This is a genomic window from Enterococcus sp. AZ163 (genome assembly GCF_050498925.1).
Lineage (GTDB): Bacteria > Bacillota > Bacilli > Lactobacillales > Enterococcaceae > Enterococcus_A > Enterococcus_A ferrettii.
Genome location: NZ_JBIPAO010000001.1, coordinates 1,959,071 through 1,983,094, shown reverse-complemented (window position 1 = coordinate 1,983,094; position 24,024 = coordinate 1,959,071). Strand labels below are relative to the sequence as shown.

General features: G+C 39.9%; 25 protein-coding genes, 1 tRNA gene and 1 other annotated feature. Of the genes, 12 read left to right on the top strand and 14 right to left on the bottom strand.

Annotated features, from left to right (window positions below; translation table 11 throughout):
* Positions 1–18: 18 nt before the first annotated feature.
* Positions 19–1,923, bottom strand: a complete 1,905-nt coding sequence (locus IGI46_RS09380; RefSeq protein ID WP_429973328.1) for an endonuclease MutS2 — start codon at positions 1,921–1,923, stop codon at positions 19–21.
* A 327-nt stretch (positions 1,924–2,250) separates the two neighbouring features.
* Entirely contained in the window at positions 2,251–2,412 is a 162-nt protein-coding gene (locus IGI46_RS09375; RefSeq protein ID WP_429973959.1) for a hypothetical protein, read from the bottom strand.
* A gap of 69 nt (positions 2,413–2,481) precedes the next feature.
* Between IGI46_RS09375 and IGI46_RS09370 the strand changes: the two genes are divergently transcribed.
* Both IGI46_RS09370 and IGI46_RS09365 read left to right on the top strand, forming a co-directional pair.
* Positions 2,482–3,243 (top strand): ABC transporter ATP-binding protein, encoded by a 762-nt coding sequence (locus IGI46_RS09370; RefSeq protein ID WP_429973327.1) that lies wholly within the window; start codon positions 2,482–2,484, stop codon positions 3,241–3,243.
* The gene (locus IGI46_RS09365; protein WP_429973326.1) at positions 3,233–4,534 is read left to right on the top strand and encodes an FtsX-like permease family protein; all 1,302 of its coding nucleotides are present in this window, start codon (positions 3,233–3,235) and stop codon (positions 4,532–4,534) included. The genes IGI46_RS09370 and IGI46_RS09365 overlap by 11 nt, the downstream gene beginning before the upstream one ends.
* 37 nt (positions 4,535–4,571) lie before the next feature.
* Here IGI46_RS09365 and IGI46_RS09360 read toward each other — a convergent pair whose 3' ends face one another.
* The 5 genes from IGI46_RS09360 to rplU all read right to left on the bottom strand — a co-directional run bounded on the left by IGI46_RS09360 (position 4,572) and on the right by rplU (position 7,898).
* Positions 4,572–5,138, bottom strand: coding sequence for a methyltransferase family protein (locus tag IGI46_RS09360; RefSeq protein WP_429973325.1), 567 nt, complete (start codon positions 5,136–5,138; stop codon positions 4,572–4,574).
* A gap of 222 nt (positions 5,139–5,360) precedes the next feature.
* Positions 5,361–6,713: a branched-chain amino acid transport system II carrier protein gene (brnQ, locus tag IGI46_RS09355; protein WP_429973324.1), complete on the bottom strand. Its 1,353-nt coding sequence runs from the start codon at positions 6,711–6,713 to the stop codon at positions 5,361–5,363.
* Between the two features lie 205 nt (positions 6,714–6,918).
* Positions 6,919–7,212, bottom strand: a complete 294-nt coding sequence (gene rpmA, locus IGI46_RS09350; protein WP_429973323.1) for a 50S ribosomal protein L27 — start codon at positions 7,210–7,212, stop codon at positions 6,919–6,921.
* A 13-nt stretch (positions 7,213–7,225) separates the two neighbouring features.
* Positions 7,226–7,573, bottom strand: coding sequence for a ribosomal-processing cysteine protease Prp (locus IGI46_RS09345; RefSeq protein ID WP_429973322.1), 348 nt, complete (start codon positions 7,571–7,573; stop codon positions 7,226–7,228).
* Positions 7,574–7,589: 16 nt separating this feature from the next.
* Positions 7,590–7,898, bottom strand: coding sequence for a 50S ribosomal protein L21 (gene rplU, locus IGI46_RS09340; RefSeq protein ID WP_010755682.1), 309 nt, complete (start codon positions 7,896–7,898; stop codon positions 7,590–7,592).
* Positions 7,899–7,918: 20 nt separating this feature from the next.
* Positions 7,919–7,989 (bottom strand) — a sequence feature (ribosomal protein L21 leader region).
* A gap of 112 nt (positions 7,990–8,101) precedes the next feature.
* On the opposite strand from rplU, the gene IGI46_RS09335 reads away from it, so the two are divergent.
* From IGI46_RS09335 to IGI46_RS09315, 5 genes are all read left to right on the top strand, one after another.
* A complete protein-coding gene (locus IGI46_RS09335) occupies positions 8,102–8,746 on the top strand; it encodes a uracil-DNA glycosylase (protein WP_429973321.1) in 645 nt (214 codons plus the stop codon).
* Between the two features lie 4 nt (positions 8,747–8,750).
* The gene (locus IGI46_RS09330; RefSeq protein WP_429973320.1) at positions 8,751–9,419 is read left to right on the top strand and encodes an O-methyltransferase; all 669 of its coding nucleotides are present in this window, start codon (positions 8,751–8,753) and stop codon (positions 9,417–9,419) included.
* A gap of 106 nt (positions 9,420–9,525) precedes the next feature.
* Positions 9,526–10,368 (top strand): alpha/beta hydrolase, encoded by an 843-nt coding sequence (locus tag IGI46_RS09325; RefSeq protein WP_429973319.1) that lies wholly within the window; start codon positions 9,526–9,528, stop codon positions 10,366–10,368.
* 62 nt (positions 10,369–10,430) lie between these two features.
* Positions 10,431–10,504 (top strand) — tRNA-Arg (locus IGI46_RS09320).
* A 237-nt stretch (positions 10,505–10,741) separates the two neighbouring features.
* Entirely contained in the window at positions 10,742–11,500 is a 759-nt protein-coding gene (locus IGI46_RS09315) for an SDR family NAD(P)-dependent oxidoreductase (protein ID WP_429963038.1), read from the top strand.
* Positions 11,501–11,606: 106 nt separating this feature from the next.
* Here IGI46_RS09315 and IGI46_RS09310 read toward each other — a convergent pair whose 3' ends face one another.
* Positions 11,607–14,147, bottom strand: a complete 2,541-nt coding sequence (locus IGI46_RS09310; RefSeq protein WP_429963037.1) for a cation-translocating P-type ATPase — start codon at positions 14,145–14,147, stop codon at positions 11,607–11,609.
* A gap of 304 nt (positions 14,148–14,451) precedes the next feature.
* Between IGI46_RS09310 and IGI46_RS09305 the strand changes: the two genes are divergently transcribed.
* Together IGI46_RS09305 and IGI46_RS09300 are read left to right on the top strand one after the other, a co-directional pair.
* Positions 14,452–14,826 carry a MerR family transcriptional regulator gene (locus tag IGI46_RS09305; RefSeq protein WP_429973318.1) on the top strand — a complete coding sequence of 125 codons (375 nt, stop codon included), beginning with the start codon at positions 14,452–14,454 and terminating at the stop codon, positions 14,824–14,826.
* A gap of 65 nt (positions 14,827–14,891) precedes the next feature.
* Positions 14,892–15,677 (top strand): SDR family NAD(P)-dependent oxidoreductase, encoded by a 786-nt coding sequence (locus IGI46_RS09300; RefSeq protein WP_429973317.1) that lies wholly within the window; start codon positions 14,892–14,894, stop codon positions 15,675–15,677.
* 331 nt (positions 15,678–16,008) lie between these two features.
* On the opposite strand, the gene IGI46_RS09295 is transcribed toward IGI46_RS09300, so the two are convergent.
* The 3 genes from IGI46_RS09295 to IGI46_RS09285 are packed head-to-tail and all read right to left on the bottom strand — an operon-like array spanning position 16,009 to position 18,255.
* A complete protein-coding gene (locus tag IGI46_RS09295) occupies positions 16,009–16,770 on the bottom strand; it encodes an ABC transporter permease (protein ID WP_429973316.1) in 762 nt (253 codons plus the stop codon).
* Positions 16,771–16,783: 13 nt separating this feature from the next.
* Entirely contained in the window at positions 16,784–17,509 is a 726-nt protein-coding gene (locus IGI46_RS09290) for an ABC transporter permease (RefSeq protein WP_429973315.1), read from the bottom strand.
* Positions 17,506–18,255, bottom strand: a complete 750-nt coding sequence (locus IGI46_RS09285; RefSeq protein WP_429973314.1) for an ABC transporter ATP-binding protein — start codon at positions 18,253–18,255, stop codon at positions 17,506–17,508. Before IGI46_RS09285 ends, IGI46_RS09290 begins: the two co-directional genes overlap by 4 nt.
* Before the next feature lie 149 nt (positions 18,256–18,404).
* On the opposite strand from IGI46_RS09285, the gene IGI46_RS09280 reads away from it, so the two are divergent.
* The gene (locus IGI46_RS09280) at positions 18,405–19,115 is read left to right on the top strand and encodes a response regulator transcription factor (RefSeq protein WP_429973313.1); all 711 of its coding nucleotides are present in this window, start codon (positions 18,405–18,407) and stop codon (positions 19,113–19,115) included.
* Positions 19,115–20,470 carry a sensor histidine kinase gene (locus IGI46_RS09275; RefSeq protein WP_429973312.1) on the top strand — a complete coding sequence of 452 codons (1,356 nt, stop codon included), beginning with the start codon at positions 19,115–19,117 and terminating at the stop codon, positions 20,468–20,470. Before IGI46_RS09280 ends, IGI46_RS09275 begins: the two co-directional genes overlap by 1 nt.
* A gap of 55 nt (positions 20,471–20,525) precedes the next feature.
* Here IGI46_RS09275 and IGI46_RS09270 read toward each other — a convergent pair whose 3' ends face one another.
* Positions 20,526–21,044, bottom strand: coding sequence for a S26 family signal peptidase (locus IGI46_RS09270; RefSeq protein ID WP_429963029.1), 519 nt, complete (start codon positions 21,042–21,044; stop codon positions 20,526–20,528).
* 340 nt (positions 21,045–21,384) lie between these two features.
* Here IGI46_RS09270 and IGI46_RS09265 point away from each other — a divergent pair, with 340 nt between their 5' ends.
* Positions 21,385–22,923 carry an MFS transporter gene (locus IGI46_RS09265; protein ID WP_429973311.1) on the top strand — a complete coding sequence of 513 codons (1,539 nt, stop codon included), beginning with the start codon at positions 21,385–21,387 and terminating at the stop codon, positions 22,921–22,923.
* Between the two features lie 130 nt (positions 22,924–23,053).
* Here the strand turns inward: IGI46_RS09265 and IGI46_RS09260 are convergent, their stop codons facing one another.
* Together IGI46_RS09260 and IGI46_RS09255 are read right to left on the bottom strand one after the other, a co-directional pair.
* Positions 23,054–23,758 carry a helix-turn-helix domain-containing protein gene (locus tag IGI46_RS09260; protein WP_429963027.1) on the bottom strand — a complete coding sequence of 235 codons (705 nt, stop codon included), beginning with the start codon at positions 23,756–23,758 and terminating at the stop codon, positions 23,054–23,056.
* A 26-nt stretch (positions 23,759–23,784) separates the two neighbouring features.
* Entirely contained in the window at positions 23,785–24,015 is a 231-nt protein-coding gene (locus IGI46_RS09255; RefSeq protein ID WP_429963026.1) for a hypothetical protein, read from the bottom strand.
* Positions 24,016–24,024 lie beyond the last annotated feature (9 nt).

Below are 24,024 nucleotides of genomic sequence, written 5' to 3'. Positions count from 1 at the left end.
CTTTCTACTTACTTCCTACTATTTACCAGAGAAACGTCTTTCTCGCATTTCTTTATCTAACTGCTTTTGGGCTGTTTTCGATCCGCGATCTAAGTCGCGATTTCTTTTCCGAGTTTGGTAATCACTAAACAGGCTGTCTAAATCATAGTCTTGCGGGTACAGCTCCTGAGCTGACATCATCAATTGCACGCGCTGCCGCAGCACCTTAACGAGTTGATCATCTACCAAGACTGCGATTTGATCGTCACCCTCATCCTGATAAACTAAGCCAATCGCCTCAGTTTCCGTTAGCCGGACGCGATCACCCTTTTGATAAATAGTGACTTCCTTTTCTTTTCTAAACAAGCTGGACTCTTCCACTGATTTGAAGCTCAGTTTAGCCGTTTGATAATCTTTTTGATCAATATACTTTTGAGCCTGACGAATCAATTCCTTAGACATATGCATCTTTTTCGCAATCCACAAAGCCTGACTGTCGCCAATTTCACCAACCTGCAACCGATATTTCGGTGTTAAGGTTTCACGATCAAAAGCCATTGCTGCTGGAACAAAGTCTTCATGAATTTCAGCAAAACGTTTGATTTCGCCATAATGGGTTGTAGCAACAACTAAACCACCTTTCTCATACATGGCTTCCATAATTGCCACTGCCAGAGCGGCACCTTCATTCGGTTCCGTTCCGCTGCCGATTTCATCCAATAGAATCAGCGTATTGCGTTTCACCTGGTTCAAAATCTGGGCGATATTATGCATGTGACCAGAAAAGGTACTCAGGGCATTTTCCAAATTCTGCTGATCCCCAATGTCTACAAACAAATTGTCTAAGACCGCTATCTTAGTTCCTGCTTGTGCTGGAATTTGCAACCCGATCATGGTCATCAACGTCAGCAAACCCACTGTTTTCAAGACGACTGTTTTCCCACCTGCATTGGCTCCAGTAATGACTAACCCGCGATAGGCTTCTCCTAACTGAAAGTCCAATGGTACCGCATCCTTCGGTAAGAAAGGATGGCGGCCTTTTTTAATCTCAATAATTTCCGACTTATTCACACTCGGTGTAATCCCCTGCAGCTCACGACTATATTTTGCTCGGGCAAAAATAATATCAAAGGCCGTAATAGTTTCCACCGCATAATCAATGACTGTTTCATATTCAGCGAACAAGCCGGTCAGCTCTGCCAATACCTGATATTCTTCGGCGACTTCTTCAGCCTTTAGCAGCGCATGCCGTTCGTTTAGCTTTGCGATAGCAGTCGGCTCAATAAAAACAGTTTGTCCTTTGCTGGATTGTTCCACGATCGTTCCGGACACACGATTTTTGTAGCTAGCTATAATCGGAACAGTGTAATGCTCACCCTTTTTGATAATTAAGGCTTCTTGAAGCATTTCCTTATTGGAGGGATGGCGAATAAACTTCATTAACTTATCTTGAATAGTTTTCTCAGCTTCCTGCAGCTGCTTACGTACTCTCCGCAAGCTCTTGGAGGCATCGTCACTAACCTTTTTGTTATGAATTTTTTGATAAATACTTTCTTCAACCGCTTCTAGTTGCGGCAATTCCTTGGCATAATTGCACAGCAAGGGTGTCTGGAACTGATTTTTCTCGAAAAACTTAGTGATCATTCGGCTGCTGCGTAAAAAGTCAGCGGCTTCGATCAGTTCCTGCGGTGACAAAATCATTCCTTTTTTTACTTGGCCGATCAAATGGTTAATCTGACTCAAGCCCATAAAAGGAACATGCTGACTACTGTCAATGATTAGTCTAGCTTCCTCGGTTTCCTTTTGCCACATTTTCACCGTTGCCAAATTGCTTTGCGGTGTAATCGTGGCGATTCGTTCTTTACTATACTCACCAATCGCTCGCGTTTGGATTTCTTTAATAATCCGGTCAAATTGTAAATGGTTAATTGTTTCGTTATTCATTGATCTCTTCTCCTTCTTTGAAGAGAGATACCCGTCCCTAAATAAATTATTCACCTAGAAAATACAAAAAAAGACGATAGCCATACTATCGTCTTAGAACACACTCATTCTATCTATCGACAGGTATCACTCATATAAGCACGCCAAATAAACCTACTTGTTTACTGGCTATTCAACTTATTGATTTAGATACCTGTTACACTCACAAAAATATCCCCATTCGCTCTAGGTTTTAATTTATTCTCAACAACACTATAACAAGTCGTCGAATTCTTGTCAACTTTATGAAAAAAACGATTCACCGAGGCAGCAAATTGTTAGAACCTCTTATCCTCGCCAGAAGGATTTAGAGAAAAGAATAAAGATCGGGAATATTTCCAAGCGCCCTACTAGCATAATGAAAGTGAGAGTTAATTTTGAAGCATCCGACAAAAAAACAAAATTCCCCGTTGGACCCACCAGATTAAATCCTGGTCCTACATTGTTAATACAAGTTTTCTAAGTCTATCCCCGTCCATTATGCTATGATTAAACTAATAATTTTTAAGGAGTTGAGTTATGCGTATTTTAGAAGTGAAAAATCTTACCAAAACCTATGAAACAGACGACAATCACTACAAAGCCTTGGATAACCTCTCCTTTTCCGTTAGAAAAGGTGAATTCGTAGCGATTATGGGCGCTTCTGGTTCAGGAAAATCTACCCTACTAAATATTCTTTCTACCTTAGACTTCGCTAGTTCTGGACTTGTACTGTTAGGAAACGAAGATCTCTTCCAACTGTCGGAAAAACAACGGGCCGATTTTCGCAGCCAGCACTTAAGTTTTATTTTCCAAAACTACAATTTGCTGGGAAATTTGACCCTGCAGGAAAATATCGCCTTGGCTCTAACTGTCAAAGGACATCCTAAACAGGAAATCTATCAATTGGTCCTTGAGACTGCTGCTAAATTGGGAATTGAAAAACTATTAGCCAAATACCCGCACCAAGTTTCCGGTGGTCAACGACAACGCTGTGCTTGTGCTCGGGCCTTAGCAACTTCGCCGGACTTAATTTTAGCCGATGAACCTACTGGTGCTTTGGATACCCAATCAACCAAGCAGCTGCTGACTATTTTGGAATCCATGAACGAAACGCTGGGAACAACAATATTGCTGGTCACTCATGATGCCATTGCTGCCAGTCATTGTCAACGTGTCTTATTCATGCAGGATGGCCAATTCGTTAATGAGCTTCACACAAAAGACCAAACCCAAAAAGAAAGCTTTCATCAAATTCTTGAGTTGATGGGTGCTTTAGGAGATGATGCCCATGTATCTTAACTTAACCTTACGCAATGCCCGACGTTCGCTAAAGGATTATTCGATTTATATCATTACCCTAACTGTTCTAACTGCCATCATTTGTTTATCCAATATTATTTCAACTATTTCAACCGTAACCGGAATTGAAGGCACCTCCCTTCCGGTGCTGATTGTTTCGATCGCCGTAGCGATGCTTCATTACATGAATCAATTTTTTCTTAAACAACGCTCAAAAGAACTCGCTACCTATTCTTTATTAGGGATGAATAAAGATCGAATTGCCCTGTTAATTTGTGTTGAATTATTTTGGCTGGGAATACTTTGTTTATTACTGGGGACGTTCTTAGGAGCTGTCCTTTTTAGTATCTTTACGCTTTTAGGTGGATCAAACCTTTCACTAAACGTTCCCTTATTTACAGTTTTCGTTCAAAATCTCGGCTGCTTGCTGCTGATTGAATTGTTCACGGGCATCCTTTTGCGTCGAAAAATTAAACAGCTGCCACTAGGTCAGCTGGTAGATATGAACGCTCAGCAGGAACGAAGAGAAAAACGTACCCTTAACTTTTGGAAGAAAACCTGCCTGATCAGCACGCTTCTCACAATAATTATTAGCGGTCTGATACTGTGGGATTTTGAATCCTTTGGCTATTCCCTCACTTCCATGCTGAGTGTTCCATTGATCTCTTCTATCTACTCTTTTTACAAATTTGGCTTTCTAGAGTTACAAAAATTCCGCCAACCGGAAAATGCTAGGCTTTATGAGAATAACCGTCTATTGCATATCAGCAAGCTTCTAAGCAGCCATCGCTCCAATGTGATGCTGTACACCATTCTTTCCTTATGTCTACTGTTTGCGTTCGCCTCCTTGGCCTTCGCCAATGCACTAAAGTCGGGATTGTTCCCAACCTTTTCAGTTTCTGAATATATGGTTTTTCTGCAAAGTGTCTTAAGCTTTATATTTACTTTTCTTTATTTTTGCTTGCTATCTCTGCTGCAAATGGTGGACAGTTATCAGACAAGAAATGATTTTCGCATTTTACATTATTTAGGTAAGAGTCAGTCAGCGTTGAAGAAATTCGCCTTGATCGATCTGCTAACCCGCTTTCTTTTACCCCTTTTGTCATTTGTATTGATTACTGGACTGCTGCTACTAGGTATTTCAGCAAGCAACTTCTCGACCATTCTGGTTCAAACACTCTGGTCATCAGCTGGTACCTATTTTGTCATTCTGCTAGTTTTAAGCCTTTTGTTTTCCAGTATATCCTATCAGCTAAACACCCGAACCATCAAAGAAGTCATTCAGTCTTAGATCAAAAAAATCGGTCCCCGCGGATCGATTTTTTATCTTAAAAATATTTTCTGACCTTTTGCTGATAATCTCGATAATTTTCACCGAATTCAGCTGCGAGATAAGCTTCCTCTTGATTAATCTGAAGATGAAAAAGGATCAAAGCACCAATTGCCAATGAGATTGTTACGATGTTTGGAAACACCAACGCTATGCCTATATACAAACAGTCAAAACCTACAAATGCCGGATTACGACTGTATTGATAAATCCCTTTAGTCACCAGTTCAGTCTCCTGGCCTTCACTAAACCCAACACGCCAATTATTTTGCATTGTTCTCACAGCAATAATAAAAACCCCAGCTCCCAAACAAGCAAATCCTAATCCCAGCATACTTAACAGCAAAGGCCCAGGCTCTGTAAGAAATGGCACAGTAACTTGGACAACTCCTCCCACTCCAGTTGCGGCCAGCAACAGTCTTTCAAAACGTACATTTTTTTTAGGTTCCTCACTATCTCCTAGAAAATTTACCTTAATCCCCTGACGCGTTAATAATACTGCCTTCATGAAATAAGCGGAATAAAAAACTAAAACTATTCCCAACATCAAACCCCTAATCATCATTTAAAAACCCCAATTCACATGTTTGTTTATTCATATGAATATTATCGCATGTGATCAATTGATCAGTCAAGTACTTCCTAATTTTTGCAGCTAGCCACTTTCGTTAAAGACACTCCTTGAACTTTAAGAAGGTTTACTGAGTTTATCCTAAAAACTCTATCTGCTTTTACAATCCTCAAAAAAAGCCCACCGATTGGTGAGCTTTTCTCAAGACTAGCCTTCCTAAGCGACTGTTCTTCTCTCCGTAAACAGCGCATAAATTAACCCAATCAAGAAGCCAACGAGCGCTGGTAAAATCCAACCCATACCGATGTGAAAAAAGGGTAAGTATTTTCCGACAAAAATTAACAGTGCGTCGATAACAGGCAGTCTCAAAATACCTGAAGGGCTAGCTGCCAATCCATCAAAAATTGCTGGAATAATAGTAAACGCGGTGGTCATTTGATAAACAACCTTCCGCTGCTTAAAGAGTGGACTGACAATAGACAATAAAATCAAGGTCATTGCTAACGGATAGACAAACATTAAAACTGGTAAAGAAATTTGAATAATTTTTGTTAATCCAATGTTCGCAAACAAACAAGGCAATACACTAGCCACGACGATGAAAAATTGATAGCTGCGTTTTGGAAACAGCTCAACAAACGTTTCAGAGAAAGCTGTAACTAAGCCAATTGCTGTCTTCAAGCAAGCAGAAATAACTATCAATGCCAACAAGATACTGCCAGCTGTCCCAAGATATTCATTCGCAATTTGTGCTAATGCAATACCGCCGTTTTCACTCAAGGCAAATTTCCCAAGACTCATTGCTCCCAGATAAGCCAGCAAAGTATAAATGATACCCATCAATAGGATACTAATTGCTCCAGACTTAATCGTATCCCTAGCAATTTGGTTCGGCTTCTTAATACCCATGGACTGGATAGTAGTTACAATAATAATTCCAAATGCCAGTGAAGCCAAAGCATCCAAAGTATTGTATCCTTCGATAAATCCTCTAGAAAAAGCGGTGGTCTGATAAGCTGGCTGCACCACCGCACCTGCTACCGGACCCAATGGACGTGTAAATCCTAAAAACAACAGCGTACCTAGCAGAAGCAAAAAGATCGGATTCAAAAATTTCCCTACATAATCCAAAATCTTAGTCGGCTTGCGTGAAAAGAACCAGGTTGCTGCAAAAAATACTAAACTGAAGGCTGCCAAAACTATTGATTGATTCCCACTATCAATAAATGGAGCCAAACCAATTTCAAATGACGTGGTGGCTAGCCGCGGCAACGCAAAAAAAGGACCGATAACCAGATAGATCAAGATGGTGAAGATAAAAGCATACCTTCGATCAATCTTTGAGGCTAACTCAAAAACCCCTTTACTTTGAGAAATCCCAATAGCGATGACACCTAAAAAAGGCAGCCCAATTCCTGTAACCAAAAACCCTAGGTTCGCTTGAAAAACATTCTCACCCGCCAATTGACCCATATTCACAGGAAAAATTAAGTTTCCTGCTCCAAAAAAAAGACCAAAAAGCATGGATCCTACATACAAATATTGCTTAAAAGAAAGCTTATTCTCCAAAAAATCGCCTACCAACTATATAGTCTAAAAGAAACATAGAGTAATAGTACCTAAGAGGGTGAAAGTTTACAAGTTATTCTCTTCAAATTTTCATTCTCAAGTTAAATGAAATATCTTTTGGTAAAATATATGTACAGCAAAAATGTCTGTGGTTTGAACAAAAAAAAACTAGAACCCCCGAAAGGATTCTAGTCGGCATTACTAATTAAGCTTCTTGAGCTGCTGGATATACTGATACTTGCTTTTTGTCGCGGCCTTTACGTTCGAAACGTACTACGCCGTCGCATTTAGCGTACAAAGTATCATCTCCGCCTTTACCCACGTTTACGCCTGGGTAAATTCTTGTACCGCGTTGGCGGTAAAGGATTGATCCACCTGTAACAGTTTGACCGTCTGCACGTTTAGCGCCTAAACGTTTAGATTCTGAGTCACGTCCGTTAGAAGTTGAACCGCCACCTTTTTTATGAGCGAATAATTGTAAATTCAATTTTAAAAACATATCGGTTACCTCCTTATTCTTCATTATTGATTGTTCTAATAGTTATATAATCAGAATATTCTTCTTTGACCGTTTTAAAGCCAATTAGTAAGCTTTCCAATAAAATTTGCGTAATATTGATTTGCTCTTGAGTAATATCTTCAAGCATTTCTGCATAAAGATAGCCACCTTCAACTTCATTAATTTCAACAATTGGTTGAAAGCCTGCTAGAGAATCAATGCTATTCAGTACACTGTATGCTAAGGTTGAAATGCTGGCACAGATAATATCTTCGCCTTCATCACCAAATCCTGCATGTCCAGTAACTTCAATGGAAACAATTCGGCCACGATCATTCCGTTTGAATGTACCTGTAATCATTTAGGCACCTTCTTTATTACGCTTTGATTGAGTCAATGACAACTTTAGTGTAAGGTTGACGATGACCTTGTTTACGGTGTGAATGTTTTTTAGGTTTGTACTTGAATGTTACGACTTTCTTTTGTTTGCCGTGTTTTTCAACTGTACCTTCAACGGTTGCACCTTCAACGATCGGAGCTCCTACTTTCGTAGTTTCACCGCCGACTAAAACAACTTGATCAAAAGTAACTTTTTCGCCAGCTTCAACATCTAATTTCTCGATGTAGATTGCTTGACCTTCTTCTACTTTGATTTGTTTGCCGCCTGTTTTGATGATTGCGTACATGCTTGTGGCACCTCCTTATAATTTATACTTAGACTCGCCATCACAAGTGACTTGCGTACTTAAGACTTGCTCTGTGCGGTTGTAGCTGTGGAGTCCACAATTACAACATTCTTAGTTTACTAAAAAAATACTATCAAGTCAATGATTAAATTATTGACGAGTGACCGGGTTATTCTTTACTATAGAAAGGCGAGGTGAAATACATGGAATATCCGGAAATACTAGTAACGCTGGTCCAAAAGAGATCTGCCGGAATGCGCTTGGAAGGTTTTGTCACTGGACAAGGACCTATTAAGCCAAAACTGATGCTGGTTGGTGAAGCACCTGGGCGTAACGAAGTCGAAAACTTTATTCCCTTTAGCGGAGCTGCCGGTAAAGAATTGCTGAGTGCTATGGCTTCCATCGGACTAACTCGAGAAAACACTTATATCACTAGCGCCGTTCGCAGTCGTCCTTTTAAGGAAGTGCATCGCATCAATCGCCGGACAAACCAAGAAGAAACGGTTTATCCTAATCGGACACCTTCAAAAAAAGAAGTGTTGGCTCATGCCCCGATACTGGATTATGAACTGTCCATTATTGATCCACCTGCAATTGCTACCTTAGGCAACATTGGATTACAACGACTTCTGGGGCCCGGTCACCAGATTACTGAGCTGCATGGACAACTTTATCAAGGGCCCGTTCAAGAGCTGAATCAGAAACAAAACGAGTATCAATTTTCTCACAAAGAATATTTAGTCTATCCCTTGTATCATCCAGCCGCAATTTTTTATAATCGTTCATTAACAGAAAGTATCGCTGAGGATTGGAAAAACCTCGGCTTATTATTAGAAGAAAAGAGGTAGCAACATGCGCAACGAAATGATGCACCGTCCAATTGTAAATCAGGACGTTTTACACTACATGCGAACAGAACAAAAGCAATTAACCGGCAAATTAGGCGAATTAGAAACCTACGCTCATGAACAAGGGATCCCTGTCATTCCTCATGAAACTGTCGTATTTATGCAATTTCTACTAAAACAATTACAAGCAAAGGAAGTTTTGGAAATCGGAACAGCGATTGGTTTTTCTGCCAGCTTAATGGCTGAAACTTTAGGTGAAGATTCCCATATCACCACCATCGATCGCTTTCCAATCATGATCGAAAAAGCCAAAGCTACTTTTGAAAGAATGGGTTTAGAAGAGCGAGTGACTTTATTGGAAGGCGAAGCAGCCGAATTATTACAAACACTTGAAGGCCCCTACGATTTTATCTTTATGGATAGTGCTAAATCAAAATATATTACTTTCTTACCAGAATGCTTGCGTTTGCTAAGACCTGGTGGTGTGCTGATGGTAGATGATATTTTCCAAGCTGGAACTATTTTCCACCCGATCGAAGAAACACCACGGAAAAATCGAGCGATCTACCGCAAGCTGAATGAGTTTTTAGAGACTGTCACTAAAGCTCCTGACCTAACCTCCAGTTTGCTTCCTTTAGGCGATGGCGTAGCATTGATTACCAAAGAGAAATAAAAACGGCTCAATTTTTACTTTTTTCTTGAGAATTTCTATTTTCTCTTGTTCCCAAGGCAAAGCAGCATAAACTAAAGAGGAAGACACTGTATGGGAGGTCCTTTGCTTGAACAAAAGAAAGAATTCGCTGGTTACTTATTTGATCATTACTATTATTACCTTTGGGTTAGTTTGGATCGGAACAAAAAATCGAGCGTCTGCTTCGCCGCAGGAATTGAATGCTTTGCCAATTTCGGAACCAGTTGTAATGGTCCCCGGCACAAATGGCAATGTGGATCAGTTTGACGGGTTAATTAAAACATTGGAAAAGAAAGAGTCTGGTATTGATGTAGTGAAGCTCACTGTCGAAACAGATGGCTCGGTCCAAGCAGCTGGTAAATTTTCGACTGGAACCCAACATCCGATTTTAGTCGTTGCCTTTGATGACGGCTCAGATGAGTCCCTTTCTAAGCAATCTGAATGGCTGCAAAAGGCGTTTGCCTATACAGAACAATTTTATGCCTTTTCTACCTACGACTATTTAGGTTATTCTAATGGCGGATTAATCCTCACCGGCTATTTAGAGAATGAGCAGCAAAAAAGTGACCCCACCCTCAATCATTTAGTAACACTCGGAACTCCTTACAACGGAACAGACTGGGAAGACAACGACAATAGCACTGTCTTTACCGAACCAAGAAAAAAGAGTCCCCTATTGATGGACTATTTAAAGGGCCGTGACAATATTCCGAAGAATATCTCTGTTTATAATATTAGCGGAAATGTTGACAATCAAAACACCGATGGGACAGTTCCCCTAACCAGTGTTTTAGCCGGAAGACTTATCTATGGCGATTCTAAAAGTTATCAAGAAATCACTATTGATGAAAATGCAGATCATGGATCGCTCATTGAGAATACAAAAACGGTGCAGCTGATCCAGAAATATCTGTTTGATCAAATAAAATAACTCAATAATGATTGACATTCTAAAGTAGTTTTTCTATAATAGCTATTGTTGCTAAACTACTTGTGCTAGTAGCTCAGCTGGATAGAGCACTCGCCTTCTAAGCGAGCGGTCGTGGGTTCGAATCCCTCCTGGCACGTAATAAACATCGTTTTAACTACTTATCGAGGTATTAACAGGAAGAGATTTTCTGTTGATACTTTTTTATTTACTCAAAAGATCAGCCACCCATTTCCTAATACTTCTCACTGATAGCTCAGCAATTTTGATCACGCCAAAAATTAGTAAGTTAACTTTACTAGAAAGCGGTCATCCCACCTACTTGTGAAAAGGTTTTCATTTTGTTAAAATTATAGAAAAAAAGGGAGGTTTTTTTTTGAAAAATTACTTAGATTTAACTGGTCGTGTGGCTGTCGTTACTGGTGCATCATCAGGATTAGGTCGTGAATACGCAAAAGCTTTAGCTGAGAACGGAGCGAAGGTTGCCATTTTGGCTCGTCGGGTTGAACGTTTAGAAGAAGTAAAAAATGAAATTGAAGGTGCAGGTGGAGTATGTTTGCCTGTTCCTGTCGATGTCACTGACGAAAGTGCTGTGGTTACTGCAGTTCAAAAAGTTGTAGATCATTTTGGTAAAATCGATATCTTAGTGAACAATGCTGGATCGATTCAGGTGACACCTTCCGTTGATTTATCTTTGGCAGATTGGCAAAAGGTCGTGGATGTCAGCCTAACCGGATATTTCTTAATGGCACGAGAAGTTGGAAAAAATATGATTGAAAATGAATACGGCCGGGTCATTAATACAGGTTCGATGTTTGGTATGATAGCTGGCATGCAAATGCCAAACCTTGCCTATAATGCTACAAAGGGAGCTGTACCAAACTTTACCCGCAGTCTTGCGCAAGAATGGGCCCAGTACAATATCACTGTCAATGCCATCGCACCAGGTATGTTTCCAAGTGAGATGATGATAATCGACGAATCCGTCGAACAACTATTACAATTCCGTACGCCAATTGGACGTCCAGGAAAAATCGAAGAGCTCTTGGGGCAATTATTATTGTTTGCTTCTGAAAACTCTTCTTATACTACAGGACAAACTATTGCCATCGATGGTGGCTGGACTGCGGTATAAAAATAAGAACCCTTCTTTTTGTTTGTCAGTAAACAAAAAGAGGGGTATTTTTAGGTTCTATGGACTGCATAGAATTCCAAAATTCCTAGTTCTCTGCAATCGTTAATCAATCCTTTATCGGAAGCTCTTGAACTTCACGCCTATTGATAACCAATTTGACCACATCATACCAGCAAACCGCTGCCATACCTAGGAGCGCACACAATGCCAATTGTGGAAGTGATAATGCTGCTAAGTCTAAAAAGCCGTTAATAGGAGAATAAATTAGACCGAGTAAAACAACGATGGTCCCGCCTAATATTCCCCAAATCACTTTATCATGGCGCAACTGGAGGAAGGTTTGCATTCCCAGCAAATGATTCGAACTGTTCACTAAGACTAAAAAGATATTAGAAATGATTAAAACAGTCAATCCCATTGTTCGTGCCAACTCATCATTAGCCGGTGCTTGCTGCAAACTAAGATAATAAGCACCAAAAGATGCGATAAAAATGACCAGACCTTGAATCACACTTTTCACTAACAATTTTGTTGACAAAATACTCTCATAGCGATTTCTTGGTGGACGATTCATATTGTCAGGCTCACTTGGCTGCCTTTCCAGCACCACCGAACATGTGGGATCAATCACCAACTCCAGCAGCACAACATGCGTAGGTAGTAAAAATAAAGCTGTTTGGGCTATTCCTAAAAGCGGCCCGAACAAAGCAGTTAAAGCAATCGGAATGTGTATGACAAAAATATAACCGATTGCTTTTTTGATGTTATCGTAAATTCTCCGACCATCCTTAATCGTGTTAACAATAGTAGAAAAATTGTCGTCCATCAGAATCAAATCCGCTGCCTCGCGAGAAACCTCCGATCCACGTTTGCCCATCGCAATGCCAATATCCGCATATTTTAACGCTGGTGCATCATTTACTCCATCGCCCGTCATTGCTACAACCTCATCGTTTTGTTTAAATGCTTTGACAATTTTCATTTTGTGTTCAGGTGTTACCCGTGAAAAGATAGTCATATCTACCACTTTTTCTGCCAATTCTTCCTCATTTAGCTGATCAATTTCTTGACCTGTCATCGCATACTCTGCATTCGCAATTCCCACTTGCCTAGCAATAGCACTAGCAGTAATTCCGTTGTCTCCAGTAATCATTACTACTTTAATTCCTGCTCTTTGACACTGTAAAATATCTTGTTTTATCCCAAGGCGCGGCGGATCACTTAATCCAATTAATCCTAAGAAAGTAAGAGAACAGTCTTTAATTGAGGCGGGAACTTCGTCTGCTGCTGCGACTACCTGCTCTCCTACTGCCAGAACACGCAAACCCCTTTTAGCAAATTGATCAATTTCTTTAAAAACCGCTTGCTGCTCTTCCTTTGAAAGATTAGAGATTGATAGAACGCTTTCCGGCGAACCCTTAACTGCAATTGCAGCTCGGCCCTGTTTCTGCCAAACATGTCCCATCATTTTCAACTCATCAGTAAAAGGATACTCCGTAATTAACACATCAGAAAACAATGCCTGCTTATCCCAATTATGCTCAGCTGCGTATTCCAAAATCGCAATTTCCATTGGATCATAGGGTTCAGTTTCGCAAGCTAAGCCCACAATTTCAGTGAAACGCTGCTGAACTGCTTGGTCTGTCACCCAACTATCAGTAACCGTCATCCTATTCTCCGTGATTGTTCCGGTTTTATCCACCGCTAGAACCGATACCGAGCCCATAGTTTCAACTGCTGGCAATTTACGAATCAACGATTGCTTTTTAGCTAAACGCCAAGCACCCATCGATAGAAAAATCGTCAACACAACGGGGAACTCTTCAGGGATCATAGCCATTGCAATGGTAATTCCAGATAAAATACTCTGAATTATGCGGTCGGTAAAGGCTAAGGTATCATCATTGAAGAAAGTAACCACTGCTACAAGCAATAAAAAAATAAAGGCGATTATTGCACACGCCTTTACCAGCTTGCCTATTTGTTTATCTAAAGGAGACGGAGCATTTTCTGCCGTCACTAAATGCTTGCCAATTTTTCCGTATTCCGTTTGTGATCCGGTTTTATCCACTAGTATCGTCGCACTTCCTGTCGTGACCAGTGTCCCGGTGTAGACATAGTCCTCACGCCAATAATCCGCACCCAGATTTTCTTCAGAAAGAGCGAGTACTTTCCAGACCGCTTCAGCCTCCCCAGTCAACGAGGACTCATTTACTCTCAGATCACTCGCTTTTATAACATAACCATCCGCCGGGATCTTTACTCCTTCTTCAATCAGCATTAGGTCTCCAGGAACTAGTTCCTCACTTAAAATCTCGACTGTTTGCTTATTGCGAATTACTTTGATTCTAGGCGCAGACAGATCCTTCAAAGCATTCAAGGTTTGATCTGTCTTCCATTCCTGAATCACTTCAATTGCAATAATCACGACGACAAAAGTCAGCATAATCAGCCCATCCTGCGGCTCACCTAAAAAGAAATAAATCAGTGCAGCTACCACCAATAAGAGAAACATTGGTTCTAAAATAATATGAAGGACTTTTAAATAGAAAGGTTCCTTCTTCTTTTGTTCCAATTGATTTTTTCCATACTTTGCTAATCGTCTTTCAACCTGATCAGTCGTTAAGCCATCCCAATTCGTTTTCATATCTATCTCTCCTCTACCAAAAATAAAAATGGTCCACTCATCATACCTGCATTTTTTGATGATTACGACGCTATTTTTCTATTTCTTAGGCAACTTTTACTGTTTAGCAGAAACGAAAAAAATAAAAGCTGGTCGCTTAAAAAAATTTCTATAGGCCACCCTAATATAAATTTACGCGGGGTTAAAATTTGAATCAGTCTCCCCCTGATGGTTCCTCTAAAGTACAACGAAAGCTATTGGTGATCGTAACCTTTTACGATATACTTGTCTTTAAAATAACTGTACAAGCAAAGGAGGAGCGCTAGTGATTTACAGCATTGGAAAATTTTCAGAATTAACAGGCTTTAGCATCGATACCCTGCGCTACTATGAAAAACAAGGAATTATTATCCCTAAAAGAGACCATAATAATCGACGGATTTTTGATGAAAAAGATGTGGAGTGGTTGGCCTTTATTCGTAAATTGAAACTGACAGGAATGAAGCTGAAGGATATTCAAACTTATTCTAGACTCCGCTACGAGGGGGATCAAACTGTTCAACCACGGTTAAATTTACTATTGGCGCAATCGGAACTTCTCTACCAGCAGAAAGTCGAAATTGAACAGCATATCAGCTTTCTGAATCAGAAAATTGCTGTCTATCAAAAGATGCTGACTGAACAAAATAAAACAGAATAACTCGCTTGACATGGAGTATACTCCAGCATGTATTTTTATTACTATACATGAAGGAGGACTCAAAAATGACCACTAAAAAATACACTGTAATCACTGGTGCCAGCTCAGGAATCGGCAAACAAACGGCCAGAGCCTTTGCACGACGCAATAAAAATCTCCTCTTAATTGCTAGACGAGAAGGACAATTGCTTCAGCTTAAGCAGGTTATTCAGGCAGAAAATCCACAGATCGATGTCCAACTATACCCAACGGACCTATCCGTAATTCAATCTATCGAACCACTTTTTGAAAAACTGTCCGTTTACGAAATAGAAACCTGGATCAACAATGCAGGCTTTGGTATGTATGGCGAGCTGGCAACAAATGACATTGAAATGATCGAAGCCATGCTCCATTTGAATATCGAAGCGCTCACCTTACTGTCCACCCTATTTGCAAAAAAATACCGCAATACACCGGGTACCCAGCTAATTAATGTCTCTTCTGCCGGCGGCTACACAATCGTTCCTACGGCAATTGTTTATTGTGCCACCAAGTTCTTTGTCAGTGCTTTTACTGAAGGGTTAGCCGATGAGCTGAAAACTACTGGCGCTAAGATGCAGGCCAAGGTTTTAGCCCCAGCCGCCACTAAAACAGAGTTTGGTAAAGTTGCTAATCAAGCAGAATCCTATGATTATGACCAGGCTTTTGGCACCTACCATACTAGTCAAGAAATGGCTCAGTTTTTATTACAGTTGTATGATAGCCAGCAAACCGTGGGCTACATTAATCGTGATTCCTTCACATTTGAATTAAGTCAGGGACGCTTGCCTTCAGCCGCTAGTTCAACAAACAACCAAAAGCTTAAATAACTATTTTTATGAAGGACACCAACTCCCAGCAATAGTATACCTGTGACCCAATCAGCCAATGGTCCAAAGACAAGGGCAACCAGCGGCATGGAGCTGTCCGTGATCATTTAAATCAGCGAGAACACTTTTCCCAGCAAACGCGGTTCAGCAGTTTCTTTAATTGGTCACGATCTTTGCTTATTTTTGAATTAGTCATAGGCAATTGATTTTGAGAGGCTAATTCGGAAATACTGCATTGACAACTGGTGTTAAAATACCTGCTGCACCAGAGAGAATTGCCTATATCCTAAAAAAGAATCCTTACTAAAAAGAAAACGGAAAGCAAAACAATTTACATTCGTACTTTTCCAAAGCACCCAGAAGACAGCTGTAAAGCGAGTAAAAAAATCAGCAGGGCTATAGGAAGAAACGGAAACCATTGCAAAGCACTAGTGGTCGCTCCTGTTGAAAAAGCATTCAGCAGGAGCGACACAAAATATCCGCTGTAGCAATAAGGATAAACGATCCAAAAAGAAGTATTCGCTGCCAAAATAGCTGGAATTGTCAGCAAAAGATTTAATCCAATCGACCAAATCGGTTTGGAAAATAAAACTGTCAGCAGCCAAATCACTCCGATACATGGAAGCATGGTTAGGAACAATCCGCCGCACCACAATGAAATCTGAAAAACAGGTATTCCACCAGGCACTCCCATCATTTGCGTTGCTGCAAGTCCAGCAACGACAAAAACTAGAAAAAAAATAATGATTTCTGCCAGTAAGACGAGTACCAGTAGACAAAACTTTGATAATGACAAGGCCGACCTGCTGACTGGCAATGTCAGCATTTTGACTAAGCCTCGATTTTGAGTTTCCTGTGCAGATAGCATGGTACAAAAGACAATCATGCTAAACGGTAAAAGATAGTACGCATACACTAATGCACTTTGGACAAACATTGCTCCCCAAGCATTCGTATACTCTGGAGTAAAATATTGACTGATATTAGCAATTCCCGAGACGACCACCAAAATTGGTGCTATAAATAGCAGGGGAATTATTTTTGAACGCCTGATTTTCAGAAGCTCATTCTTTAGCAATTTAGAAAAGTTCATGTAAAGCCACTCCTTATACATAACGTATTTTTTTAGTTGCGATCAGACCAGCGGTTAAAAATATGGCCGCTTCTCCAAATGACAGAACCACTATTTTAGGATCAACCTCCACTGTCATAGCTACTGCTGGACGAAACAACAGGACAAATGGATGGAGTAAGAAAATAGCTGGCTTGACTGTAGCAAAGATTAATCCGGTTAAAAATCCAATTACACCGACTCCTAAAGGCAGCCAAATATTTTCAAAATGAGCAGCTATCAACAACATAAAGGTTAATACGGGTAAAGTTGTTGCAAAGGAATACCCAGCAAATCGCAACAATGTAGGCCAATCAAAGGCTCCCTCGCTCAGCTCTGTCAAACCAATCCTTGCCAACGCGGCATTTTCCAGCACAATAGCCATAAACAGACCCCCTGTAAGAATCACAAACTTACTTAAATAGTATTTCGATAACGTAATGGGCAGTACATACATTTTTCTTACTGCTTGTCCTTTAAATTCCAATTGATAAATTAAGCAAGCAGCCATAATCACCCCAAACAAATTAAAAATCAACACTACTCCATATAATTGAGTCAGTAAAATATCCATCGGCGGCAGCGGAAGTCCCAACAAAGAATCCTTGCGAAGACCAAAATTTAGCAGGCTGTATAGTGCCCCTACTATGCCCACTGCAATAAGAATCCAAATAATCCCAGTGCGCTTTTCTTTTCGTAATTCAATCAAAAATTCCATCATAAACGAGCCCTCTGTTTCCTTGCAGCATTATCTTTTTGGATCATTGTTAGAAAGATATCCTCTAGATGTTGGCTTGCCTCTCCTTGTTGCCGTAACGCATCTAGGCTTCCTTCAAAAAGCAGCCGGCCATGATTCAACACGCCCACATCAGTTGCCATCTGTTCAATCTCAGCTAGCATATGTGGCGATATCAAGATGGTGCAATCGTATAAGGTGGGCAATGACCGAATCAGATTACGGATCTCATGAATCCCCGTCGGATCCAAACCATTTGTTGGTTCATCGAGAATAAGAATGGGCGGCCGACCAATTAAAGCCGTTGCCAATCCTAACCGCTGCTTCATTCCCAATGAATAATTTTTTGCTAACCGATCACCAAAGCTGCTAAGATCAACTAGCTCCAACACCTCATCCACCGCCTGTTTCTCCAAGCCAAGAATACGTTGAATAATTATAAGATTTTCCCTTCCTGTTAAATTGGGATAAAACGAAGGGCTTTCTATAAATGAACCTACCTCACTTAATATTTCCATTCGATCTTTAGGAAACCTTTTCCCATTAATAGAAAAGTCGCCGTCGCTAGGAGAGGTTAGACCCAACAGCATTTTCATCGTCGTCGATTTTCCAGCGCCATTGGGTCCGATAAACCCATAAATGCTATTTTTCTTAATATGAAGGGTCAAATTATCTACAGCAGTAAACTCCTTGTATCGTTTTGTTAATCGATTAGTGGTAATAACTTCCATAAATCAGTCGCCTCGCTTTCTTTCCTCTATCATGCAGTACTAAGCTTACGACAACCTCCTGCTGACCTTACATTTACCTTACCTTTTCATTGTTAAGGAAAATAGCTTTATTGGGAATGCTATAATAATAAAAAATGAGGAGGGACAGCATGAAAAATTCCTATCTAAAAGAAAGACGGCTGCTTCTAGTTGATGACGAACCAGAATTATTAAAGCTGTTAACTTCCATTTTGCAGGATGATGGCTTTCGAAATCTTCATACAGCCTCCAATATGAAACAGGGTTTGGCTCAAGCAAAAGATCTGCAGCCGGAATTGATTTTACTAGATATGATGCTGCCAGATGGTGACGGATTCACCTTGTTTCAGTTGCTGCGTCAGTTTACTGAGGTTCCTGTTATTTTTCTGACGGCCAAAGATCAGCCAGTGGATAAGCTGGAGGGGTTAGGTTTGGGGGCGGATGATTATATCGTTAAACCTTTTTTGCCTCAGGAATTACTGCTGCGAATACATGCGGTCTTACGTAGATGCTACAAAGAAGATGTTATCAGTACGCAATTGGATTTTTGTCGGATTGATTTTAGTCGAGCGGAAGTTTCTCGCGCTGATGGAACTCAGTTGGTGCTTACCGCTACTGAACATACCTTGTTAAGTACTCTAGCTCGAAATGCGGGAAGAATTGTTACCATTGATACGTTGTGTGAAGCAGTGTGGGGGGACAATCCTTTTGGCTACGAAAATAGCTTGATGGCTCATATACGACGGATTCGGGAGAAAATTGAAGAAGCACCTTCCCGGCCAACCTCTCTTTTAACTGTCAAAGGTCTCGGGTATAAACTAGTGATAAAGAGGACTGACTAATGCACTCATTCAGCAAATACATTACAAAGTATCTATCCGCTTTCGCGGGATTCATTTTATTGCTGCTTTTAATCAATTTGATCCTGTTCGGTTTAGCTTTTCAGAAGATTATTTTTCAAAGCAAGGAGACACCTTCTCCCAAAGTGATGCTGGAACAAACCACCAAGGATTTTTCAGCAGAAGGATTAAGTAATCAAGGCAAACAACGACTAGAGGAACAAAATATTTGGGGAATGTATCTTGATGAATCCGGCCAAGCAGTCTGGTCGCTGGATTTGCCTAAAGGAGTTCCGACAGCTTATTCACTACAGGATGTTGCAACCTTTTCTAAAGGCTATATAGCAGATTATCCTGTGTTTATTCAAAAAGAAGGAGCGGGTTTGCTCGTTCTCGGCTATCCCAAAAACAGCTTCACAAAATTAATGAGCAATTACTACCCGATTCAAACAATCAAATCATTGCCAGGCTTTGTGTTCGTCGTTTTAAGTTTAGATTTTATTTTACTTTTCGGTGCTTACTTTTTATCCAAAAGAAAAATCATTGCCAGTACTCAGCCGATTGTTGAAGGTCTTCAGCAGTTATCTGCCGGTGAAACCGTTCAGCTAAAAACTAAAAATGAGCTTTCTGAGGTAGCTAAAAATCTCAACCTCGTTTCCTATAAATTGAACCAGCAAAACGAGGCCCGTGCCAACTGGATCAGCGGCGTATCCCACGATATTCGAACGCCTCTTTCTATGATTTTGGGATACGCAGACCGAATCGCTGCAGATAAGACTACTAACCAGGCTACACAAGAACAGGCAGCGATTATTTTGCAGCAAAGTATCAAAATCAAAGAACTGGTTCAAGACCTGAATTTAGTCTCGCAATTGGAATACGACATGCAGCCTCTAAACAAAGCCTCAACTCATGTTGCAAAGATGCTTCGCTTATATGCAGCAGAATTATTAAATTCAGGTATTTCAAACAAATACGAACTGGAGTTAGTCATTCCCGCAAAGGCCGAGACGTTCTATTTCACCTGTGATGAACGATTACTAACACGTGCTGTTAATAATCTCGTCCAGAACAGTATTCAGCACAATCCTGAAGGCTGCAACATCCAAATTTCTTTGTCGTTGGAAGCACAGGCTTTTGCAATTATTGTAACTGATGATGGACAAGGTGCTTCGAAGCGTGATTTGCAGCAATGGATAGACAGCAATCCTCTGAATAGCACTGATGAACATTTGCAGCTGCGTCATGGTCTAGGCCTGCATTTAGTCCAACAAATTACACACGCTCACCAAGGAACAATGACTGTTGAAACTAATTTGAAGAAAGTTTTTCAGACCACTTTGATGTTTCCATTTTAATAATTAGCAAAAAAATATCCTTACTATAGCCAGTCGCTATGATAAGGATATTTCTTTATTCATCACAAGTCTTCTCTAGTATTTCCTTCTTACTATAATAACTCTTCTGATACAAAATCGTCAGCAACGTCAGCACGATCGCCAATAAGAATAATGAAGCTTTTACCATATTCATAAATTGAGTATTCACTAAGAAACCAATATAGGGCAGATAAAAAGCCGGTTTGCCGATGAAATTACGGAAATGCACCAAACCCATTTCAGCATTTGAAACATTATCCCCTTTTACAAAATAGCCATTGATCTTCTCATCAACAGACAGTACACGACGTGTTTTCACTGACTGACCTTGATTTTCGTAATACGTAATGGAGTCTCCCGCTTGAGCCTGTCTCCTGTTAGGACGAACAAACAGCAAGCCCCCCTTACTATATTTTGGCGCCATTTTATTGTCTTCTACAACATATGGGGTAACCTCCAGCAAACGAGGAATAACAATTGTAAGTGTTGTAAGCAAAAAGAAGAACACAATAACCGCACCATAAAAAACGGTTATTTTTTTATAGTAATTCATTCTTTTCCCCTTCCATTTTTCTACTATGTTTAATTCCCCAATATCATATCATACCTATTCGCCTAATAGCTACGACAGTTATCTTTTGTTCTGAATTTATTTCCAATTTTAAATTGTTTTCTAATATGATACTATTAATGTAGCTATCATTCTAAAATAAAAAGACTAATGAAAGATGAGGTATTTTTTTATGTCCCAAAGAAACAGCGGACAAACCAGCAAATTATTCTCTTTCCAAACTCGACACACCTCTGTGCTCATTACAATAATTACCGTTATTTTAATTTTATTTTCTTTTACTTTTTTTCAAATCGGCAAAGAAATTAAAAAAACAGATGTTATGGAGATGAAAAACGACTGGGCCTTTTTTGTTGAAAATCACTCCGATCAGCAGCTTTTTGGTGAAAATACCCGCCGCATTGAATTTGTAGATCCGAACGAATCTTTAATTATGCAGCAATCCTTGCGACAATCCATAACAAATCCAGAACTAATTCTACGTGCCAATCACCAGTGGGTCACAGTATTGTTAGACAACCAAATCATTTACCAATACCAAGAAACTGCAAAGCAAGAAAATCCGGGCTTGCTGTTTACCAAAATTACTTTGCCCAAGGATTATTACCAAAAAACCTTACGAATTGTTACAAAAAGTCCTTTCAAGTATTATGCTGGATTACCTGCTCAAGTCTTTCTAGGTGAAGCCGATGAAATAGCTCGCTTTTTTCTAATGCATTCCGTACCGCAAATGATTATATTGTTCATTTGTTTGGGCATTAGTCTTTCGGCTGTCGTCATGTTGATCTCTCGAAAAAAATTGAATAAACAACGAATCGCCTTAACCGGACTTTTATGTGCCTTCTCCTTATTAGTCGGAATCCAGTCTTCGGTAAACAATCTTTCTACCGGCACTTTATTTACACCAGATAAGCTGTCTCTGTGGTATAGTTTGACATCCATTCTGATTCCAATTGCTTTGACTAGCTATTATTGGCTGAGAAACACACTGTATCGTAAATGGTACTTGCCAGTGATTATTATCGAGTATTCACTGCTGGCAACAACCATCTTCAGTTTAATCACACAGCAAATACCTTTACCCATGATTCTGCAGGTAGCCAGTGGTTTAAACGTATTTCTGACCTTGTACACCGCAATGATCTCACTACTAGAAGCAGCCTCTGACAATCGCTTCTATGTCATTTGTTCACCAGGGATTGTGATGGCCGCAGTTATTCACTGTTTCTTTTACATCCAATTATTCATTGGTGCAGCCAATCTAATTATCGATTGGCCGATGATTTTATTTACAGCTCTAGCTGTCTTAATTTGCGGGTATCATTTTTGGGAAGAATATACCGCCTTGTCCAAACACAAAAAAGAGGTACAATCTTCAGCAATTCGCTCGGCTTCCTTTGATCAAAAGCTGGAGAGCTTAACCCTTTATTTCAGCTCTCTGATTCACAAAAAAAACCAAGAACAAACGCAGCCAATCAATCTCACACTGAGTATTTTAGAAGAACATTACCAGGAGGCTTTCAAAAAGCTGAATGGAAAACTAACCTGTACCTTCAGCCTGCAAAAGAAAAATCAGCTATTAGAAGAAGAACTGCTGCAGCTTTTGATTCAAGTCTTTGAAAAATTATTGGTTTTAAAACAGCACATTGGCTGTGACGCAACGCTGCATATTACTCAAAAAGACGATCAGTTGATTATCGAAAGCCAAATGGAGCCTTACAGCAGGCCGACCTTTGATCAAACCATTCAGGAGGATTTAAGTTTTTACCGGCAAGAATTACAGGACTTGGTTGGAAAGAAACGCGGTCGCTATGAGCGTTTGGAGCATCAAATGATTATACGATTATCTCAGATAACCTGATTCGTAGTGATACTTCAATAGCTTATCCAAATTAAAAAGCAGAAAAACCACACACCTCATTCTATGGTTTTTCTGCTTTTTTTACTGTAAATTGCTTAATAGTCCTGCTGCATATGAAAAAATTGAACTGCTATTTTTGCTGTTGCAGCAGCTCGGAAAGCGTTGGATTTAACTGGTACCCCTTGCCCCAGCTTGTAGTAATCATTTCTTCGTTTATTCCAACATCTTTCAGCTTTTTCTTTAATTTATTAATGGTGTATGACAGCTGACTCAACCTAGACTGTGTACATTCCGAATTCCAAACTAATTCGCATAGACGGTTTCTAGTAATAAATATTCCTTCATTTTTCAGAAAAGCATCCATGATCCTCTTCTCTGTTTTTGTCCAATGCAATTGAAAAAAGAGATTTTCCTTTTCTAATTGTGATAGACAAGGTTTGCTGGTTGTTCTTCTTTTATGTACCATTTCTTTACTTGCCAGCACCATTTTATCTCGAATTTCTTCTATATTACTAATGTTTAGGAGCCAATTGCTAATTCCCTGCATTTCCCACTCTGATGCTTTTTGCTTTGTTGGTTGCTGACTAACCTTTCTGATAATTGTCAGAGGAAGCGAATCCAACTCTTCAATAATTGATTTAGTTTGTTCATCAGAGATCGTTTCGCTAATAAATACGTACTCAAAAAAGTGGAATAATTGCTTACCTGTGCCATGAAAATTGAGCTCGTGATTTAGTTGACTTGTACAAAATACTTCGTGCCCTAAAAGCTTCAGGTTTTTTTCAAACGACTGTTCGGCATAAGGACAGCTGGATAACAGAATGACTTGACTCATCTTCTCACCTTCTTATTTTTGCTTGATTAGATTTTTTCCAAAATGCTTATTTGATCTTGAATATCCATATAGAAATAAACTGACAGTATGATGCATAACGCTGAAATGATTAATAAGGAGACATTTAAACTTAATGACCAGCGACTTCTTTTTTGTTGCTTGATTAGCTGCATATCCTTAATCAGAAATATAAAAAAGCTTAGTAAAGCAATCATGCCAATAACAGCTAATATAATCATCCATCCATATCTTTCCACGCTATTTCC

Bases quoted from the DNA above. Each gene is read 5' to 3' on its own strand.
- IGI46_RS09380 (WP_429973328.1), bottom strand. From the start codon at position 1,923: ATGAATAACGAAACAATTAACCATTTACAATTTGACCGGATTATTAAA.
- IGI46_RS09370 (WP_429973327.1), top strand. From the start codon at position 2,482: ATGCGTATTTTAGAAGTGAAAAATCTTACCAAAACCTATGAAACAGAC.
- IGI46_RS09365 (WP_429973326.1), top strand. From the start codon at position 3,233: ATGTATCTTAACTTAACCTTACGCAATGCCCGACGTTCGCTAAAGGAT.
- IGI46_RS09360 (WP_429973325.1), bottom strand. From the start codon at position 5,138: ATGATGATTAGGGGTTTGATGTTGGGAATAGTTTTAGTTTTTTATTCC.
- rpmA (WP_429973323.1), bottom strand. From the start codon at position 7,212: ATGTTTTTAAAATTGAATTTACAATTATTCGCTCATAAAAAAGGTGGC.
- IGI46_RS09345 (WP_429973322.1), bottom strand. From the start codon at position 7,573: ATGATTACAGGTACATTCAAACGGAATGATCGTGGCCGAATTGTTTCC.
- rplU (WP_010755682.1), bottom strand. From the start codon at position 7,898: ATGTACGCAATCATCAAAACAGGCGGCAAACAAATCAAAGTAGAAGAA.
- IGI46_RS09335 (WP_429973321.1), top strand. From the start codon at position 8,102: ATGGAATATCCGGAAATACTAGTAACGCTGGTCCAAAAGAGATCTGCC.
- IGI46_RS09330 (WP_429973320.1), top strand. From the start codon at position 8,751: ATGCGCAACGAAATGATGCACCGTCCAATTGTAAATCAGGACGTTTTA.
- IGI46_RS09310 (WP_429963037.1), bottom strand. From the start codon at position 14,147: ATGAAAACGAATTGGGATGGCTTAACGACTGATCAGGTTGAAAGACGA.
- IGI46_RS09300 (WP_429973317.1), top strand. From the start codon at position 14,892: ATGACCACTAAAAAATACACTGTAATCACTGGTGCCAGCTCAGGAATC.
- IGI46_RS09295 (WP_429973316.1), bottom strand. From the start codon at position 16,770: ATGAACTTTTCTAAATTGCTAAAGAATGAGCTTCTGAAAATCAGGCGT.
- IGI46_RS09290 (WP_429973315.1), bottom strand. From the start codon at position 17,509: ATGATGGAATTTTTGATTGAATTACGAAAAGAAAAGCGCACTGGGATT.
- IGI46_RS09285 (WP_429973314.1), bottom strand. From the start codon at position 18,255: ATGGAAGTTATTACCACTAATCGATTAACAAAACGATACAAGGAGTTT.
- IGI46_RS09280 (WP_429973313.1), top strand. From the start codon at position 18,405: ATGAAAAATTCCTATCTAAAAGAAAGACGGCTGCTTCTAGTTGATGAC.
- IGI46_RS09275 (WP_429973312.1), top strand. From the start codon at position 19,115: ATGCACTCATTCAGCAAATACATTACAAAGTATCTATCCGCTTTCGCG.
- IGI46_RS09270 (WP_429963029.1), bottom strand. From the start codon at position 21,044: ATGAATTACTATAAAAAAATAACCGTTTTTTATGGTGCGGTTATTGTG.
- IGI46_RS09265 (WP_429973311.1), top strand. From the start codon at position 21,385: ATGGAGATGAAAAACGACTGGGCCTTTTTTGTTGAAAATCACTCCGAT.
- IGI46_RS09260 (WP_429963027.1), bottom strand. From the start codon at position 23,758: ATGAGTCAAGTCATTCTGTTATCCAGCTGTCCTTATGCCGAACAGTCG.